Origin of the sequence: Marinobacter lipolyticus SM19 (assembly GCF_000397065.2) — a bacterium.
GTDB lineage: Bacteria > Pseudomonadota > Gammaproteobacteria > Pseudomonadales > Oleiphilaceae > Marinobacter > Marinobacter lipolyticus.
The window spans coordinates 1,238,687-1,256,154 of the sequence record NZ_KE007306.1 but is presented as its reverse complement, the minus strand read 5'-3'; the positions used below and the strand labels follow the sequence as shown (position 1 = coordinate 1,256,154).

The 17,468-nt window shown below is 57.6% G+C and carries 15 protein-coding genes; 11 read left to right on the top strand and 4 right to left on the bottom strand.

Annotated features, from left to right (window positions below; genetic code table 11):
- The first annotated feature begins 40 nt into the window (after positions 1–40).
- From MARLIPOL_RS05760 to MARLIPOL_RS05745, 4 genes are all read left to right on the top strand, one after another.
- Positions 41–2,488 (top strand): acyl-CoA dehydrogenase, encoded by a 2,448-nt coding sequence (locus MARLIPOL_RS05760; protein ID WP_222102455.1) that lies wholly within the window; start codon positions 41–43, stop codon positions 2,486–2,488.
- A gap of 17 nt (positions 2,489–2,505) precedes the next feature.
- A complete protein-coding gene (crcB, locus tag MARLIPOL_RS05755; protein ID WP_012137157.1) occupies positions 2,506–2,886 on the top strand; it encodes a fluoride efflux transporter CrcB in 381 nt (126 codons plus the stop codon).
- A gap of 239 nt (positions 2,887–3,125) precedes the next feature.
- A complete protein-coding gene (locus tag MARLIPOL_RS05750) occupies positions 3,126–3,332 on the top strand; it encodes a cold-shock protein (RefSeq protein ID WP_008172950.1) in 207 nt (68 codons plus the stop codon).
- Between the two features lie 165 nt (positions 3,333–3,497).
- A complete protein-coding gene (locus tag MARLIPOL_RS05745) occupies positions 3,498–4,193 on the top strand; it encodes a lysophospholipid acyltransferase family protein (RefSeq protein WP_012137156.1) in 696 nt (231 codons plus the stop codon).
- Positions 4,194–4,214: 21 nt separating this feature from the next.
- Here the strand turns inward: MARLIPOL_RS05745 and MARLIPOL_RS05740 are convergent, their stop codons facing one another.
- The gene (locus MARLIPOL_RS05740) at positions 4,215–5,018 is read right to left on the bottom strand and encodes a dienelactone hydrolase family protein (protein WP_012137154.1); all 804 of its coding nucleotides are present in this window, start codon (positions 5,016–5,018) and stop codon (positions 4,215–4,217) included.
- A gap of 108 nt (positions 5,019–5,126) precedes the next feature.
- Between MARLIPOL_RS05740 and ald the strand changes: the two genes are divergently transcribed.
- From ald to MARLIPOL_RS05725, 3 genes are all read left to right on the top strand, one after another.
- The gene (gene ald / locus MARLIPOL_RS05735; RefSeq protein ID WP_012137153.1) at positions 5,127–6,245 is read left to right on the top strand and encodes an alanine dehydrogenase; all 1,119 of its coding nucleotides are present in this window, start codon (positions 5,127–5,129) and stop codon (positions 6,243–6,245) included.
- Between the two features lie 22 nt (positions 6,246–6,267).
- Positions 6,268–6,840, top strand: a complete 573-nt coding sequence (locus tag MARLIPOL_RS05730; protein WP_012137152.1) for a glutathione S-transferase N-terminal domain-containing protein — start codon at positions 6,268–6,270, stop codon at positions 6,838–6,840.
- An 88-nt stretch (positions 6,841–6,928) separates the two neighbouring features.
- Positions 6,929–7,537 (top strand): Yip1 family protein, encoded by a 609-nt coding sequence (locus MARLIPOL_RS05725; protein WP_012137151.1) that lies wholly within the window; start codon positions 6,929–6,931, stop codon positions 7,535–7,537.
- A 29-nt stretch (positions 7,538–7,566) separates the two neighbouring features.
- On the opposite strand, the gene MARLIPOL_RS05720 is transcribed toward MARLIPOL_RS05725, so the two are convergent.
- Together MARLIPOL_RS05720 and MARLIPOL_RS05715 are read right to left on the bottom strand one after the other, a co-directional pair.
- Entirely contained in the window at positions 7,567–9,981 is a 2,415-nt protein-coding gene (locus MARLIPOL_RS05720) for a phosphoketolase family protein (RefSeq protein WP_012137150.1), read from the bottom strand.
- A gap of 106 nt (positions 9,982–10,087) precedes the next feature.
- On the bottom strand, positions 10,088–10,702 hold the full coding sequence (locus MARLIPOL_RS05715) for a TetR/AcrR family transcriptional regulator (RefSeq protein ID WP_012137149.1): 615 nt from the start codon (positions 10,700–10,702) through the stop codon (positions 10,088–10,090).
- A 96-nt stretch (positions 10,703–10,798) separates the two neighbouring features.
- Here MARLIPOL_RS05715 and MARLIPOL_RS05710 point away from each other — a divergent pair, with 96 nt between their 5' ends.
- The 4 genes from MARLIPOL_RS05710 (at position 10,799) to ilvD (ending at position 15,975) form a co-directional block, all read left to right on the top strand.
- The gene (locus MARLIPOL_RS05710) at positions 10,799–11,626 is read left to right on the top strand and encodes an SDR family NAD(P)-dependent oxidoreductase (protein WP_228677574.1); all 828 of its coding nucleotides are present in this window, start codon (positions 10,799–10,801) and stop codon (positions 11,624–11,626) included.
- Positions 11,627–11,653: 27 nt separating this feature from the next.
- Positions 11,654–12,580 (top strand): ferritin-like domain-containing protein, encoded by a 927-nt coding sequence (locus tag MARLIPOL_RS05705; protein ID WP_012137147.1) that lies wholly within the window; start codon positions 11,654–11,656, stop codon positions 12,578–12,580.
- 137 nt (positions 12,581–12,717) lie between these two features.
- Positions 12,718–14,184 carry a flavin-containing monooxygenase gene (locus MARLIPOL_RS05700; RefSeq protein WP_228677573.1) on the top strand — a complete coding sequence of 489 codons (1,467 nt, stop codon included), beginning with the start codon at positions 12,718–12,720 and terminating at the stop codon, positions 14,182–14,184.
- Between the two features lie 114 nt (positions 14,185–14,298).
- Positions 14,299–15,975, top strand: a complete 1,677-nt coding sequence (ilvD, locus tag MARLIPOL_RS05695) for a dihydroxy-acid dehydratase (protein WP_012137145.1) — start codon at positions 14,299–14,301, stop codon at positions 15,973–15,975.
- On the opposite strand, the gene MARLIPOL_RS18640 is transcribed toward ilvD, so the two are convergent.
- A partial coding sequence (locus tag MARLIPOL_RS18640) for a GGDEF domain-containing phosphodiesterase (protein WP_012137144.1) occupies positions 15,959–17,468 on the bottom strand: 1,510 nt, incomplete at its 5' end. The two genes, ilvD and MARLIPOL_RS18640, sit on opposite strands and share 17 nt — an antisense overlap.

The window sequence follows — 17,468 nt, the reverse complement described above, 5'->3', positions numbered from 1 at the left end:
TCTTCGATATTCAATCCATGAATGACAGAGAGACCCTATGATGACTTTCATTCTGTTCGTGATTGCGGTGGCCGGTCTGTTGACCGTGATGCGCCGGGAGTCCGGTGCCAAACCGGCCATTGGTGTGATGGTGGTGGTCGGGTTGATATCCCTGATTTTCGCCTCCGGAACCCTCGCGCTGATCCTGTTTATCGGTGCCGGCGTGACCGCCGCAGCCGGGCTGCCAGGGTTTCGCAAAAACTGGCTGACACCGCGCATATTCGCCATGTTCAAGAAAGTGGCACCGAAAGTCTCCGAGACTGAGAAGGTTGCTCTCGAAGCGGGCACCGTGGGCTGGGATGGTGAGCTGTTTACCGGTCAGCCCGATTGGCACAACCTGTTGATCAATCGCAACACTGGCCTGAGTGATGAAGAGCAGGCATTCGTGGATAACCAGTGTACCCAGGCCATCTCCATGTGTAATGCCTGGGACGTGGCGGTCGAGCGTGCTGACCTGCCGAAAGAATTGTGGGATTTTCTCAAGAAAGAGAAATTCTTCGGTATGATTATTCCGAAGGAGTATGGCGGACTGCACTTTTCTGCCAAGGCCCAGACTGCGGTACTGCAGAAGCTGGCGGCCAACGAAATGTTGATGGTGTCCGTCGGTGTGCCGAACTCCCTCGGCCCGGGTGAATTGCTGGTCAAGTACGGTACCGACGAGCAGAAAAACCATTATTTGCCGCGTCTGGCGGACGGCCGTGAGATTCCCTGCTTCGGTTTGACCGGTCCTCGGGCCGGTTCTGATGCCACGTCTCTGCCGGACACCGGTATTGTCTGCAAGCAGGAAGTAGACGGTAAGGAAGTGCTGGGCATCCGGCTCAACTTCGAGAAACGCTGGATTACCCTGGCGCCGATTGCCACCGTGGTAGGGTTGGCGTTCCGTATGTTCGACCCGGATGGATTGCTGGGTGATAAGGAAGACTACGGCATCACCTGTGCGTTGATTCCCCGTGACACCAAGGGTATGGAAATCGGTCGCCGGCATTGCCCCATTGGCCATCCGTTCCTGAATGGCCCGATCAAGGGCAAGGATGTCTTCATCCCGCTGGATTACATTATCGGTGGTCAGGAAATGGCCGGTCAGGGCTGGCGTATGCTGGTTGAATGCTTGTCCGTGGGGCGCTGTATCACCCTGCCGTCCGGTGCGGCCGGTGCTGCGGCCTACGCCGTAGGTACGGCGGGTGGCTTCACCCGGATTCGTCGTCAGTTCAATACCCCGGTAGCGGATATGGAAGGGGTGCAGGAACCACTGGCGCGGATTGCCGCCAAGACCTACATTGCCCAGGCGGCGGTAAACCACACCGCCAACATGATCGACAAGGGCGAGAAGCCTGCGGTGCCATCGGCGATCCTCAAGTACCACCTGACCGAATTCCAGCGCAGTGTGTTGACCGATGCCATGGATGTTCACGGCGGCAAGACGGTGACTCTTGGACCTCGTAACTATCTTGGTATCGGCTTCAGTGGTGCCGCGGTTTCCATCACCGTGGAAGGCGCCAACATCATGACCCGCAGCCTGATGATCTTCGGTCAGGGCGCGATCCGTTGTCATCCATACGTGCTCAAGGAGCTGGCTGCGAAGGACAATGATGACATCGAGGCGTTCGATGATGCCTTCTTCGGTCACGCCGGCCTGATCTTCGGTAATGCCGCCCGTGCCTTTACTCAGGCCCTCGGAATAGGGCGTGCGGATGTTCCGTTCGACAGCGCTAGCCGCAAGTACGCGCAGGCCGTTGCCCGCTTCAGCGCCGCCTTTGGTCTGTGTGGTGATGCGGCCATGACCACCCTCGGTAGCGAACTGAAAATGCGCGAGCTGATCTCCGCGCGACTCGGTGACATGCTTTCCAATCTGTATCTGGCGTCCATGGTGCTGAAAAACTGGCACGAAACCCAGCCGGTGGAAGGTGAGAGGGAAGTGATGGAATACAGTCTGGGACTACTGCTTCACCGCACCGAAAACGCGCTCGACGAATTCCTGCAGAACTTGCCGAATCGTCCGGTTGCAGCGGCTTTGCGTGCAGTGACCATGCCACTTGGTCGCCACTGGGACGCTCCCCATGATGACCTGTCGCGTAGTCTGGCTCGTGCGATGTCCACCGACACGCCAATCCGTGGCAAGTTGATCGCCAGCACCTGGACCACCGATGGTGAAGGCAAAGTGGAAAATCCGCTGGCTCGCTACAACGGTCTGCTGAAGGATTATGACAAGGCTGAACAGCTCTACCGCAAGGTCACCAAGGCCTATGCGAAGGGTGAGTTGCCAATGACCGCATTGCACCCGGAAGAGCGTTTCGAGGCGGCACTGGAGGCCGGTGTCTATACCAAGGAAGAAGCAGACTTCATGCGGCAGTACGAAGCGGTGGTGCTGGAAATGCTCACCGTGGATGATTTTGCGTTTGACGAGTTTGCCCGTAACAAGGAGACAGTGATTGATCACAACCCTGCGTAACCGGGTAGCCCGCTGATATGTGGCTGTCTTTTGTTGCTGTGAGTGTTGGCGCCGTGATCGGCGCCAACTTACGATGGGCCCTGAGTCTTTGGCTGAACGCCAGCTACCACGCAATTCCCATCGGTACCCTGGTTGCCAACCTGGTCGGGGGGTGGCTGATTGGTGTGTTAATCGGGTTCTTTATGCACGGCAGCTCACTGGCCCCGGAGTGGCGACTGTTCGCCATCACGGGCCTGTGCGGTGCTCTAACTACGTTCTCGACCTTCTCACTGGAAATGTTTGCCGCTATTCAGGAAGGCAAATGGGGTATGGCCATTGCTGGCGTATTGGCCCATGTAATTGGCTCCATCCTTATGACAGCGCTTGGAATTTATACGTTTGGCCTGCTGCGCAGCTGATGGGTACCTTTACCTACACAAATTGTTGAAAATACCCTTGGCAATCCGCTGATTCCGGAGTAGAGTGTTTCGCGTAGGAAAGATTCAGCAAAGCAGTTCATGAATAAGACGTACCTCCGCAGTTAGTAGTGACCGTCCTGTTTTTGATTCCGCGAGTTCTGTATTTCCGCAAAACGCTGACCCCGCACCACGAAGGTGTCTGGCAGCAGATAATATGATTGATTTCAGGAAGTTTAAGTATGTCTACTACTACCGGTACTGTTAAGTTCTTCAACGAAGCAAAAGGCTTTGGCTTTATCACTCGTGAAGGCGGCCCGGACGTTTTTGTTCACTACAGCGCTATTCAGGGCAGCGGTTTCAAAACCTTGGCAGAAGGCCAGCAGGTTGAGTTCACCGTTACCCAGGGCCAGAAAGGTCCTCAGGCGGAGAACGTTGTTGCTCTTTAATCCCTCACGGATTAAGCAATAACCGCCAAAAAAGGCAGCTTCGGCTGCCTTTTTTTATGTCTTTGGCCCCTCCTGATTTTTGCGATATCAGTCTTCCTGTGTAATCTTTACGCTCCTGTTGCCCATTAATGATTGGCATTGTCGAGATGTTCAGGAACCCCTTCTATGCTGCGATTCCTCAAAGCCACCTGGATTCTGTTCTGGGCTGCCCTGCTGACTCTGCTGTTGTTCTTCCCGATTGTCATTGCTGCCTTGCTGGGCAAGCGTGGTGATGCAGCCTTCCATGGCACTCAGGTCTTTGCCTGGATCATCCTCAAGGTAACTGGTATCCGCCTGGTGGTAACCGGGAAGGAGAACATTGTGCCGGGGCAGCGCTACGTCATTCTCAGTAACCATGCGTCCTACTATGATCCGCCGGCATTGGTATTGGCGTTGGGGCTGCAGTATCGCTGGGTCATCAAGAAAGAACTGAGAAAAGTGCCGTTGTTCGGGCTGGCGCTGGAAACCTCAAGAAACCTGTTTATTGACCGGTCAAAAGGCAGTGCTGCCCTGGAGAGTATCAAGCGTGGTGTTGCACAGCTGCCGGATGGCACCGGGATACTATTGTTTCCCGAGGGTACGCGTTCGTTGGATGGTCATTTGTTGCCGTTCAAGAAAGGTGGTTTTGTGATTGCCAGGGATGGGGATTTGCCGATACTTCCGGTGACCATACGGGGCTCTCACGATCGCCTGCCGAAGGGTTCTGCCGCTTTCAGTCCTGGTGTTATTGAAATCGTTATCCATCCGCCGGTCACTACCAGTGACAAGTCGATCGACGAGCTGATGGAGGAAGTGAGGGGCACCATTGCTGGTGCCCTGTAATGCGATTCTTCTCGTGTCTGCTTATTCCGCAAAAATCTCGTTGTAGAATCGCAGAGTGCCGTCCCAGGAACGCTTGGCGGCGGCATTATCGTAGCCGACAGGCATGCCGAATTCCTTGCCAATCCTGTCAGCTTCCGGGTTGGTGAAGGAATGCAGAACTCCGGGGAATGACACCAGTGTCAGATCCACTTCGGCATCCTGCATTTCCCTGACCAGATCTGCAACCTGGTCAGACGGCACCATCTGGTCGGCTCCACCGGTGTAGACCTGCACGCGGGCGTTGACCTTGCCGGCCTCGGCTTTGATAGAGCTGCCGAGAGCACCGTGGTAGCTCACCACGCCATCCAGATCGACACCCAGACGGGCCATATTCAGAACCACAGCACCACCGAAACAATACCCCTGGGCGGCAATGCGGTCGCCATCGACGCTGTCATGGTTCTGTAACAGCTCCATCGCCGCCATGAAGCGGGATTTGATGTTGTCGATATCGCTGGTGGCTTCCTGCATGAACTGCTTGGCGTCATCGGGATGGTCAGCGACTTTCCCTGAGCCATACATGTCCAGTGCAAAGGCGGTATAGCCGGCTTTAGCCAGCTTTTCAGCCTGGCCGCGGGCAAATTCATTATGGCCCCACCATTCATGGACGACGAGCACGCCGGGGCGTTTGGCTTCAACATCATCATCCCAGGCAATATAACCGGTGAACGTGTCCCCATTGACGGTGTATTCGACGGTTTCTGTCTGCATGTCGGCAATTACCTGTGTGCTGGTCAGTGACAATGCGAAAGTGGCGGCAGAAAGGGCGGTTGTGATCGTCTTCACGGGTGTTCATCCTCCTTGTTGGTTTGATTACGTCTTCCGATACCTGACCTTTTTACTACACTTTGCATCAGGAAACACTGTTCGCCGCTGGCCGTTGAGGTATGACTGATGAAGATAGGCGTCCCCAGGGAAGTAAAGAACCACGAATACCGTGTGGGTATGACCCCGGCGGCTGTGCGGGAGCTTACCTCCCATAACCATGAGGTATTGGTGGAAACCGGTGCGGGTGCCGCCATCGGATTTTCTGACGGGTTATATCGTGATGCCGGCGCACAGATTCTCGATGATGGGGCTGCGGTGTTTGCGGCCGCCAGGCTGATCGTCAAGGTCAAGGAACCACAGACCGGTGAACGGGCATTATTGACCGCAGACCATACCCTGTTTACCTATCTGCATCTGGCACCGGACAAGGCGCAGACGGATGATCTGGTGCGCTCCGGAGCAATCTGTATCGCCTATGAAACCGTTACTGACGGCCGCGGCCGGCTACCGCTGTTGGCCCCCATGTCGGAAGTAGCCGGCCGTATGTCGATCCAGGCTGGTGCTCATTGCCTGGAGAAAAACCTGGGTGGCCGAGGCGTACTGCTCGGTGGTGTACCCGGCGTGGCGCCGGCCCGGGTGACGGTAATTGGTGGTGGCACCGTGGGTCAGAATGCCGTGGCCATGGCGGTCGGACTGGGAGCCCAGGTGACCGTGCTGGACAGAAACATGGACACACTGCGGGAACTGGATCACCTGTATGGCAATCGGATCATTACCCTGTTTTCGAATGCCGAAACCCTGGAGCATTCGGTGATCGACTCAGATCTTGTCATCGGCGGGGTGCTGATTCCCGGTGCATCGGCGCCGAAGCTGGTGACCCGTGACATGGTCGCCCGCATGCTGGAGGGTAGTGTGATTGTAGATGTCGCCATTGACCAGGGTGGCTGCACTGAAACCTCCAGGCCGACCACCCATGATGCCCCCACCTATCTTGTCGATGGCGTTGTACATTATTGTGTGGCCAACATGCCCGGGGCGGTTGCCCGCACGTCAACGCTGGCGTTAAATAATGTCACTCTGCCTTTTATTGTGGCGTTGGCCAACAGGGGGCCGGAGCAGGCGTTGAGAGAGGACGTTCATCTGCTGCATGGCCTGAATGTATACCAGGGCAAGATAACCTACGGGGAGGTGGCACAGGCAACTGGGCATGCCTTTACCGATCCTGCGTCCCTGCTGGGAATTTAACCCGCCGAAGACTGGAGAACACATGAAACTGATTGGTTCGACGACATCCCCCTACGTTCGCCGTATTCGCATTTTACTGGATGAAGAACCCCATGATTTTGTCAATCTCAACATCTACGGTGAGGGACGTGACGAACTTCGTCGCAGCAATCCGGCCCTGAAGATTCCGATGCTGGTTGACGGTGACCAGGAAATTTACGACTCCCGCATTATTGCCCGTTACCTGAGTGCCAAACAGTGTCGGGACCCGCTGACCTGGAATCAGGAGAATCAGCTCACCCTGATTGACGCTGCCAACGATTCGGCGGTGACATTACTGCTGTCCGAGCGCTCGGGCCTTGATACCCATGCGGATGTCATGTTTTTCAACCTGCAGCGTGAGCGCATCATGACGACCCTGAGAACACTGGCGGCGATGGTCAAAGATGGTCAGTTCGAGCGGTGGAATTACCCGGCAATCTGTCTGTACTGCCTGGTGGACTGGCTGGATTTCCGGGATCTGGTGAGCTTCGACGATGTCGAAATCCTGCTGTCTTTCCGGGATCGCCATATGGATCAGCATTGGGTGGCGAAAACCGATCCTCGCAATAGTTGATTGTGACTGGAGCTTTTTGCCGTTCTGATCTAGCTTTTACAATGAAGCGTATTTCAAAGCAGTCAATAAAAAGAACCGGAGGACGGCAATGCTCCTGTCACACGCGTTTGGTCTTTTCACCCATCCCGATGACGAGTGGATTTCCATACGGAAAGAACACGCACCACCTCGCCGTCTCTATGTGGCCTATGTGCTGGTGCTGGCGGCGATTGCGCCAGTATGCGCTTACATTTCCACCGCCCACTTTGGCTGGACAGTGGGTAACGACCGCCTGATCAAGCTGACGGAAATCAGCGCCATGCAGCTCAGTGTCCTGACCTATCTGGCCATGCTGGTGGGTGTGTTTGCGCTGGGTTATGCCATCAACTGGATGGCCAAAACCTACGGGGCTGTGGAAGAACATGTCCCTTCCAATGGTATTGCCCTGGCGTCCTACTCCTGCACCCCGCTGTTCCTGGCGGGATTTGCCCTGCTGTACCCGGTGCCCTGGTTCAACGCCATCGTATTTCTCGTTGCTGCCTGTTACGGCGCCTGGCTGATGTATGACGGCCTGCCCATCGTGATGGGAATCGAGAAAGAGCGTGCGGTCATGTACGGTGGTGCTCTGCTGACAGTGGCACTGGTTATTCTGGTGTCTACCCGTGTGGGGTCGGTTCTGATCTGGAATATGGGGTTTGGCCCTGTTTTCACCAATTGAAAAATCGGTGAGCAACTGAAGGCTGGCGCCTAGGTCCAGCCACCCGTAATCACAGAGGGATCGCCCCGGCCTTCCACGGCGGCGAGTTCGGCACCGGAGAGCCACTCGCCGGGAGGGCGCTCCATGACACTGGCGCAAGCCGTCAGGGCATGGGCCCATGAGCAGCGGTTGGCAAACAGCATACCGGCTTCGTTCAGGGTGCCGCCATGGTTGATGTACCCCAGCACTCTGGATTGTCGTGGTTCGGGAAACAGCGGATGCATGTGGCCACGGAACACCTCTGGACGCATGTGGGTCAGTACCACCCGGCGGTGAAGCCGGAACGGAAACAGCCGCTCACGCTCAAACTCGGAAAGACATGCCGCCGCCTCGTGGACGTCACGTGGCTGACGGAAGCGGGCCGGCTCCTGCAGATAGACGAGCCGGAAGGGGGTAGCGGTATCCCGCAGCCTTTCGCAGGCATGGATCAGCTCCGAAAGTTGGTAGGCACCGTTGGCAATCAGTAGCACCGGTTCCCCGTCGGAGGTGTCCTCGTCCACCACCAGCGCGCCGTTGCGGGCCAAAGTCTGGGCCTCGGTTTCGTTGAACAGGCAGGGGCGCTCACGCTTTGGTACCACCATGCAGGTCAGGGTGCCCCGGCCCTGATAAATTCTGGGCAAAACTGCCAGCGTACTGTTGTAGTCGGCGGGAAACACCACCCGCGACACGTCGTTCATTTCCCCCAGCATCGCCTCACAGAAAGTGGTGTCCTGATGGGACTGCTCGTTCTTGCCGTTTTCCCAGGTGTGCGACGAGGCAATCACCGGAAAGCCCAGCCAACGGGCGGGCCGACCCACTTCGCTCTGGTTCCGGGAAAAGATCAGTTCCTGGCGGATGGCGCCCAGCATTTTTACACAGAACGCCTCATAACTGGCTACGAGGTTCAGCCCCGCTTTGTTACCCAGGCAAGAAGACACGACCGCCTCTTCGTTAAGCGCGGTAATTATCCTGCCCTGCACCGATTCCTGATCGTTCTCGGGATCGTTCACCCGATGTTTGAGTTGCGCCAGGACACCGTTGAGCCGATTGCTGGCGAGTTCATCGGGATTGCCAACCCTTGCCCGCATGTCGGGGTTGGCGGCCACCAGCGCGGTAAAAAAATCGTCGATGGCCTGCATGGGAGAGCATTGGCCACCGGCCTGGGGGATCTTGGGGATGACTGGTTCCGGAGGGTTTCGTACCGCCAGGGCATGATCTCTTTCCAGAGGGCGTTGCTGTCCTTCATGCTGATTAAGCTGTCGTATACACCCGGCCAGCTCATCCTGCGCCACCCACAACCGGTCAGCGTGGGTCTGGAAAAGTTCCCGGGCCCGCGTATCCACCCGTGGATTGCCGGGCAGGGGCAAGTTGTGAGCGGCGTTATTGCCGGCGCCGTAGAAGCCGTACCCCTTAATGGTCTCGGCAATGCCATAGGGAACCTGAACGGGGTAGGGTTGCTCACCCTTGGCCGCCCGCCGCCCGTTTTCGTTCAGGTTCTTTTCCATTTCATACAGCACGCAGACGAAGGCGGCGGGATCGCGGCCGTCAAAGCGCACCGGTGCAAAGCCCCGGTCAGCCAGATGTTCTTCAAATCTCTCCAGGCCAGCCTGTGTGCCCAGTTCGGTACGCTGTTCGATCCTGCGTCCGTTGGCGATCATGATGGGCATCACCGGACCGCAGTCTTCAGCCCGCCACCATCGGGGGACCCAGTCACTGCCCCTTTGTTCCTCCGCGGCGCCATCCGACAGGAACGCCACCAGGGACTCTCCGGGTAGCGGCATGTGCGCGTACTGAAGTTCAGCGAAGCCGAGGTATCCGCCTTCCATAATGCCGCCGGCGGTATGGGGGTTCACGTGGCTGCCCAGCGGCGCCGCCATACCGCCATCCGGTCGCTGGCGGTAACTGTAAAAATCCGTTGCCAGCACGGACAGCCCTTCAGGGCCCTGGTACCGGTCCAGTTGTTCCGGATGCAGGTTGCCTGTCAGCACGTTGAGGGCGTCAATGGCGGCAACGCAATGCCCCTGGCCCATGAGCCAGCTGCGGGTCTCCCCGGTCAGATTGTTCAGTGCCAGATAGGCGGCATAGGCCGGTACCATGTTCAGGGCGCCGCCGGTGTGGCCTTCCGGATGACTCTTGAAGTCTCGCGCTTTCAGTGGCTGACCGGTAATATCCACCCGATTCGCGTAGGTCATGTGGGCAACCAGCCATAACCCCACACTGGTCAGACGGTCCAGCGCGCACAGCTTGCGAAAAACGGTCGCAGTGTCGGGTTGTCGTCCCTCGGCGACCAGTCCGTCGGCCATCGCTTTGGCCCTGGCGCAGGTCGCCGGGGAATGCTTTATGACACCGTAACCGTGCCACCAGCGTTCAAAATCAGGGCATCCGTGTGATGGAGCAGCCGGTTCCGGGTGGCTGGGTGATGACATGACGGGCCTCCATGGCGCAAAGGTCTAGAGGGATTGTAGATGATGCCCTCCGAGCGGCCTTTGATGCAGGTCATCCGGAGGTCAATCCGGCTGGGGAACCTGATCGCTAGGGTGAGACCAGCGCCATCTCACGCTCGGTGTAATGGCTCACCATATCCGCCAGTCCCCCGGCCAGTTCATCAAAAGTGATGGGCGGCGCAGGATCACACAGGTGCCGCACCACCGAATAGATGCCGCCATTGATCATGATGTAGCTCATGGTCGGTATGTTGCGGATCTTCAGGGTCTCCGGATGGTGCATCAGGTACTGGGTGACCAGTTCCGACAGGGTCTTCTGCAGCGGTTCCACGTGTTGTTCGAAGTCCAGCGCCATGGCGTAGCGTGCGCACTTGAGATAGCGCTCGTTGTTGGCCTGGAGGAAATCCCGAAAATGTCCGAGTAAATCCAGCACCGCTTCCTTAATCGGTTTCCGAACAATGGTCGGGATCAGCGGCTGGATCATGGCAATGGTATCGGCGACGAACCGTTCGCTCATCACCCGGAAGATCTCTTCCTTGTTCTCGAAGTACTCATACAGAGAGCCCACGCCAACCCCAGCAATATCAGCAATTTGCCGGGTTGTTGTGGCGGCTGGCCCACGCTCCGCCATGGCAATAAAGCCCGCTTCGACAATGGCGTCCACGGTGGCTTTGGCGCGTTGCTGAACAGGTTTTCTGGCCATAAATTTTCCGAATTGAATCCGAACAAGCGTTCGCTTTATTGTAGGTAGATAATTCACTGACAGTCAAAGTGTAGGTATTCCATGTTTGGAAGTCGTTTGCCCAATAAACCCAGCCGTGGCGCCGCTGCGGTTGTAACCGGTGCCGGTAGTGGTATTGGCCGTGCGTTCGCGCTGGAAATTGCACGCCGGGGCGGTTCTGTCCTGTGCTCGGACATCAACCTGGCTACTGCCGAGGAAACGGTGGCACTGGTCAAAGAGCTGGGTGGTCAGGCCTGGGCGTTCAAATGCGACGTCAGCAAACTCAATCAGGTCGAAGCAATGGCCGAGGAGGCCGAGCGGGTGCTTCCCGGGCCGGTGAGCCTGGTGATCAATAACGCCGGTGTCGGTGTCGGTGGTAAACCCGTGGGCGAGGCACCCATCGCGGACTGGAAATGGACCCTGGGTATCAACCTGTGGGGCGTCATTCACGGCTGCCATGTCTTTACTCCGAAGCTGAAACAACTGGGGCGTGGTGGCATTATCAATGTGGCGTCCACTGCCAGCTTCTCCGCGGCTCCGCTGATGGGGGCCTACAACGTCACCAAGGCGGGCGCGCTGGCACTCACCGAAACCTTGGCGGTCGAACTGGCTGGCTCCGGTGTTTCGGTGACGGGACTATGTCCGACCCTGGTGAAAACCAATATCAAGGCCAACGGTCGTATTGTGGGAGAGTCATCAAAGCTGTTTGACCGTTTGATGGACCGTTTCGGTATGTCGCCGGAGCGCGTGGTGAACGATGCTCTGAATGCCCTGGATCGGGGCGATCTTTACGTGATGCCGCAGTTCGATGCTCGCATGATCTGGCGTGCCAAGCGTCTGGTCCCGCGCAGCTATGCACGGGGTATCGGGCTGATTAACCGGTTTGGTGTCAGCCGGCTGCACTGAACACACTGGCCGCAAGGAGTATGCATCATGGCGATGATTGACCTGGATAAAATGCTGGCGAAAGTGAAGAGCACCCAATGGTCCCTGTCGGATATCGACTGGGATGCACCGGGTGCCGATCTGATCACGGAAGAGCAGTGGCCAAAACTCAAGGACTTCATGACCGATCTGATGTGGATCGAGCATGTTGGTGCCCGGGCATTCGCGGCCATGGCCAAGAAAGCCCCGACAGATACCCTGCGTGAAATCTACACCTATTTTCACGCCGAAGAGCAGCGCCACGCCAACGTCGAAATGGCGCTGATGAAGCGTTGGGGCATGCTCGACGGTGACGAGTTGCCAGAGCCGAACATCAACCTGCGACTGATTATCGAGTGGCTGGATCGCCACAGCGATGAGGTGCCGGTATACGTGCTGGGTACTGTGGTGCCGATGCTGGAAATTGCCCTGGATGGCGCGCTCTGCAAGTTCCTGCTCGATACCGTGGACGATCCCGTCTGTCACCAGGCTTTTGAGAAGATCAACGATGATGAGTCCCGTCACCTCGGTGTTGGCTTTTCTGTGATGGAAATGCAGGGGCACGGTGCGACTTATATCAAAACGGTCGAAATGGCGGCGCAAATCGCGAACCCGCGGGTGATCCTGGGGATCGCATCCTACTTCCCGTTGCTCAACAAGATGCGTGACAACGTGGTGGCTATGGGCCTGTCGGAAGAAAAGCTGTACGCGTGCATGGAGAAATTCGAGAAAATCGGCGGTCGCACCAGGGAAGGTCGTAGCAACCCCTGGTTCCAGATCATCAAGTTCCACAGTCGTTGGATGGTGGATCGGAACAATAAGTTTTACCACGTGCCGGTTGATGCATTGGTAAAGGCCACCAGTTACATCCCCCGCAAGCTCTTGCCGGCGGTACCGTCCTGGGTCAAAGAGCTGACCTACGAACCGACTGCCTGATCCAGCCTGGATGAAGACGCGTGGTGCCTGCTTGATGAGGCACCGCGTGCCCTATTTGTTTGTGAGAACATGATATGACCAATGCGACCCCTTCCCGAAAGCCCAAGACCCCAGCAAAAAAGACGCCTGCAACAAGTGTGAAAAAGCATAAACCTGCGACCGTGCTTATTGTGGGCGCCGGATTTGCCGGTCTGGGTACCGCCATCCGATTACAGCAGGCCGGAATCAAGGACATCGTGATTCTGGAGCGGGCCGGGGAAGTCGGCGGGACCTGGCGCGATAATAACTATCCGGGTGCAGCCTGTGATATCCCGTCCAATCTTTACTCCTATTCCTTCGATCAGAACCCGGACTGGTCCCGCAGCTTCTCGGGCAGTGAGGAAATTCTGGGCTACATCAAGGCCATGGTGAAACGTTTCGATCTGGAGAAGTACATTCGCTTCAACCAGAATGTGAGTGATCTGGCCTTTGATGAGGATCAGGGGATTTGGAACGCGACGACCGACCAGGGCGATGTATTCAGCGGGCGAGCAGCCGTTATGGCACAGGGGCCACTGTCCAACGCCAGCTTCCCGGATATTTCGGGCATCGAAAAGTATCAGGGCCACAAGGTGCACAGTGCCGCCTGGGATCATGACTACGACTTTCGCGGAAAGAAGGTCGGGGTGATTGGTACCGGTGCCAGCGCCATTCAGATCATCCCGGAACTGGTCAAAGACGCCAGCAAGCTGACCGTCTTCCAGCGTACGCCGGCATGGGTGGTGCCGCGTCCGGATTTCGACACACCGGACTGGCAAAAGGCCCTGTTCCGCAAGGTGCCGGCGAGTCAGTCCGCTTTGCGCAAAGGGCTGTACCTGGCGCACGAATCCATGGCCCTGGCAGTGATCTGGAATTCGCCGATGACCCGATTGGCGGAGCGGCTGGGTCGCTGGCACCTGAAGCGCCAGGTCAAGGATCGCTGGCTACGTCGTCAGCTGACGCCGGATTATCGCATTGGCTGCAAGCGCATCCTGGTGTCGAACGACTATTACCCGGCTCTGCAGCAGCCAAACTGCAAACTGATTACCTGGCCGATCACGCGGATGTCCGAGAACGGCATCTTGACGGCCGAAGGTATTGAGCACCAGTTTGACTGTATCGTCTTTGCCACCGGCTTTGACGTTGGCCACTCCGGTACGCCGTTCCCGGTCCGTGGCGCGGGTGGCCGTAAACTGGACGAGGAGTGGAAACGTGGTGCCCAGGCTTATAAGAGCATTAACGTGGCGGGCTACCCGAACCTGTTCCTCACCTTTGGCCCCAACTCGGGTCCGGGCCACAACTCGGCGCTGGTGTATATGGAGTCCCAGATTGACTACATCGTCAAAGGCGTGAAGACGATTCTGGACAAGAATCTGAAGACGTTGTCCGTGCGCGGCGAGGCTCAGGACGAATACAACTCGAAGATTCAGAAACGGCTGGCAAAGACCAACTGGAACTCCGGTTGCAAGAGCTGGTATCTCACTGAAGATGGCGTGAATGCGACCATGTACCCGGGTTTTGCCACCCAGTATGCACGGCAGATGGCGTCGCTTGAGCTGAAAGATTATGAGCTGATCCCGGCCTGATAGCGTTGTTGTGAGCCGGTTTTTCTGACAATCTGAATGAATTGAGCCCTGTCGGCGGACCTCGTGGTCGGACAGGGCGTTTTCGTTTGTTTGGATACCAGCAAGGAGACGTCGATGACCGAGGACAAGCGCCGTCGTTACTCAGCCCCGGTGGTGGATGGGCTCGGCAAGTCTGCCAGCCGTGCCATGTTGCGGGCCGTGGGCTTTACCGATGAAGACTTTCGCAAACCCCAGGTGGGTATTGCGTCTACCTGGAGCAATCTGACTCCGTGCAATATGCACATCAACCGCCTGGCGGAAGAGTCGGCGGCCGGTGCTGACGATGCCGGTGGCAAGGCTCTGATCTTCAACACCATCACCGTGTCCGACGGCATCGCCAATGGCACCGAGGGCATGAAGTACTCTCTGGTATCCCGGGAAGTTATCGCCGATTCCATTGAAACCGCCGCCGGTTGTGAGGGCTTCGACGGTCTGGTGGCCATCGGTGGCTGTGACAAGAACATGCCGGGCTGCATCATGGGCCTGGCGCGGCTGAACCGCCCGTCGGTCTTTGTCTATGGAGGCACCATCATGCCCGGGGAAAACCACACCGACATTATCTCGGTGTTCGAGGCGGTGGGGGCCCATGCCCGCGGCGATCTGGATCTGATCGAGGTGAAGCAGATCGAGGAAACCGCGATTCCCGGCCCAGGCTCCTGCGGTGGCATGTACACCGCCAACACCATGGCATCGGCCATTGAAGCCATGGGCATGAGCCTGCCGGGCAGTTCGGCGCAGAACGCGGTGTCCGATTCCAAGGCGGAGGACTGTCGTGCCGCTGGGGCAGCGGTGCTGAATCTGCTGGAGAAGGACATCAAGCCCTCGGATGTGATGACCCGGGAGGCATTCGAGAACGCCATTACCGTGGTGATCGCCCTGGGCGGCTCCACCAACGCGGTTCTGCATTTGCTGGCCATGGCCAGTACCGTGGGGGTCGAGCTGTCACTGGACGATTTCGTGGAGATCGGTAAGCGGGTGCCGGTGCTGGCGGATCTGCGCCCCAGCGGTCATTACATGATGTCCGAACTGGTCGCTATCGGCGGTATTCAGCCGCTGATGAAGATGCTGCTGGAGCGCGGGCTGCTGCACGGTGACTGTCTGACGGTGACCGGCCAGACCCTGGCGGAAAACCTGGCGGACGTGGCGCCGTACCCGGAAGGCCAGGACATCATTCATGCATTCGACAATCCCATCAAGGCCGACAGCCACCTGCGGATTCTGTTCGGCAATCTGGCACCGACCGGTTCCGTAGCCAAGATTACCGGCAAGGAAGGCACCCACTTTACTGGTCGCGCGCGGGTGTTCCATTCCGAGGAAGAGGCCCAGGAGCGGATTCTCGATGGTACGGTGGTGGCCGGTGATGTGCTGGTGATCCGTTACGAGGGGCCCAAAGGTGGCCCTGGTATGCGAGAGATGCTCAGCCCCACATCGGCGATCATGGGCAAGGGCCTTGGCAGTGATGTGGCACTGATTACCGATGGCCGTTTCTCAGGTGGCAGTCACGGCTTTGTGGTCGGTCATATCACCCCGGAAGCGGCAGAGGGTGGTCCGATTGCCCTGGTGGAAGATGGTGACACCATCACCATTGATGCAGTGACCAACCGCATTGAGCTGGATGTGTCGGAGGCGGAGCTGGAGAAACGGCGCAAGGCCTGGAAGGCACCGGCACCCCGCTTTACCCGCGGTGTGCTGGCGAAGTATGCCCGCACCGTCAGTTCCGCATCCCTTGGAGCTGTTACCGATCTGCCCTGATCCGTTCCGGACGCCCCCAGTAGTATCCCTGGCCATGGAGGCCGGGGAACTGCTGAAGCCACAATGCGATGGCTTCATCTTCCACGCCTTCCACCACCACGTCCAGATCCAGGGCTTCGCCCAGTTCCAGGGCAGCGCGAAAGATACGCTGTCGGGGTGGATGATCGAGAATATCTTCCAGAAAACTGCGATCGATCTTGAGTTCGTCCAGGTCGAAACTGGCCAACGTACCCAGGGATGAGTGACCGGTGCCAAAGTCATCCAGGGCGATGCGAAAGCCCTGTTGGCTGAGAGTGTGGATCATTACCCGTGCGGCTTCGGGATCCGCCATCATGGCGGTTTCGGTAATTTCCAGGATCAGCTCCCCGGGCTTCATCTCATGACGTGCGAGGATCTCCATTGCCTCCTGGTCAAACCGAGGGTGAGCCAGGTCTTTGGCCGAGATATTCACGGCGACCGCTATGTTGCTGCCGTATTTCAGCATCAAGCGTTTGTAGTCACTGCAAGCCTGGTTGATTACCCACAGTGTCACCGGGTGGATCATGCCCACCTGTTCGGCCAACGGAACCCAGTGGTCCGGCGGAACCTTGCCAAACTCCGGATGATGCCACCGGATCAGCGCCTCCACGGAACTGGTTCGCGCATCACGAACACCCACCTTGGGCTGATACTCCAGCCACATGCTGCCATTGGTCAAGGCATCCTCAACATCCAGCATCAGCATTTGTTGACGGTACTGCCATTCAGCGACCGAGGGATCATATTCGCACAGGGGCTGATCACCACTGAGTGAGGCAAAACCTGCTGAAGACAGCACACCCACCGCATCGGGGCCGTGCTCCGGGGCATGGGCAATGCCCACCGACGGGCTCCACGAGAAGGCAAAGCGCCCTTCGCGGAAATGCGTCCCAAGCCATGCTGTCAGTTCGTTCATGATGTGCTTATCGGAATTAGTCTCATCACCGCGGTAGAAGGCGAACGCATGGTTGATGGTGTCAATGCTGGCCAGGGCGTGCCCATTGATTCTGATCAACCGGGCCTCGAAGGTACGTTCGAGGAAGCGGCTCATGCGCCGCAGGTAGGTTTTCAGCAGTTCCTCGGCCGTGCGGTAGCCCAGTGTCTGTTCTATCTCGTTGAACCGTTGCAGGCGTATCAGGCACAGGGTGTAGGGGACTTTTTTGCTGTTGAGTGTCTCAAGGGACTCTTCCAGTATTGCGCGGTTGGGTTTGCCGGTCACCCGGTGGGTCTTCATCAGGTGGTCGTAATCCTTCTCGATTTTGGCCCTGAGCTGCCCCTCCTGGCGAGCGCGTACGTCGGCACTGAGCCGCTTTTTTCGCTCCTCGAGTAATAATCGTCCTACGCCGCTGGTCAGTATGAGGGAGGCGATGGCGGCACCAAGAAAAAAGGCGGAATCGGAAAGGCTGGTGACGGGTAGCCACCCGATGGTGCGCATTGACGACACGAAAGCGCCACTAAGAATTGCCAGAATGGAC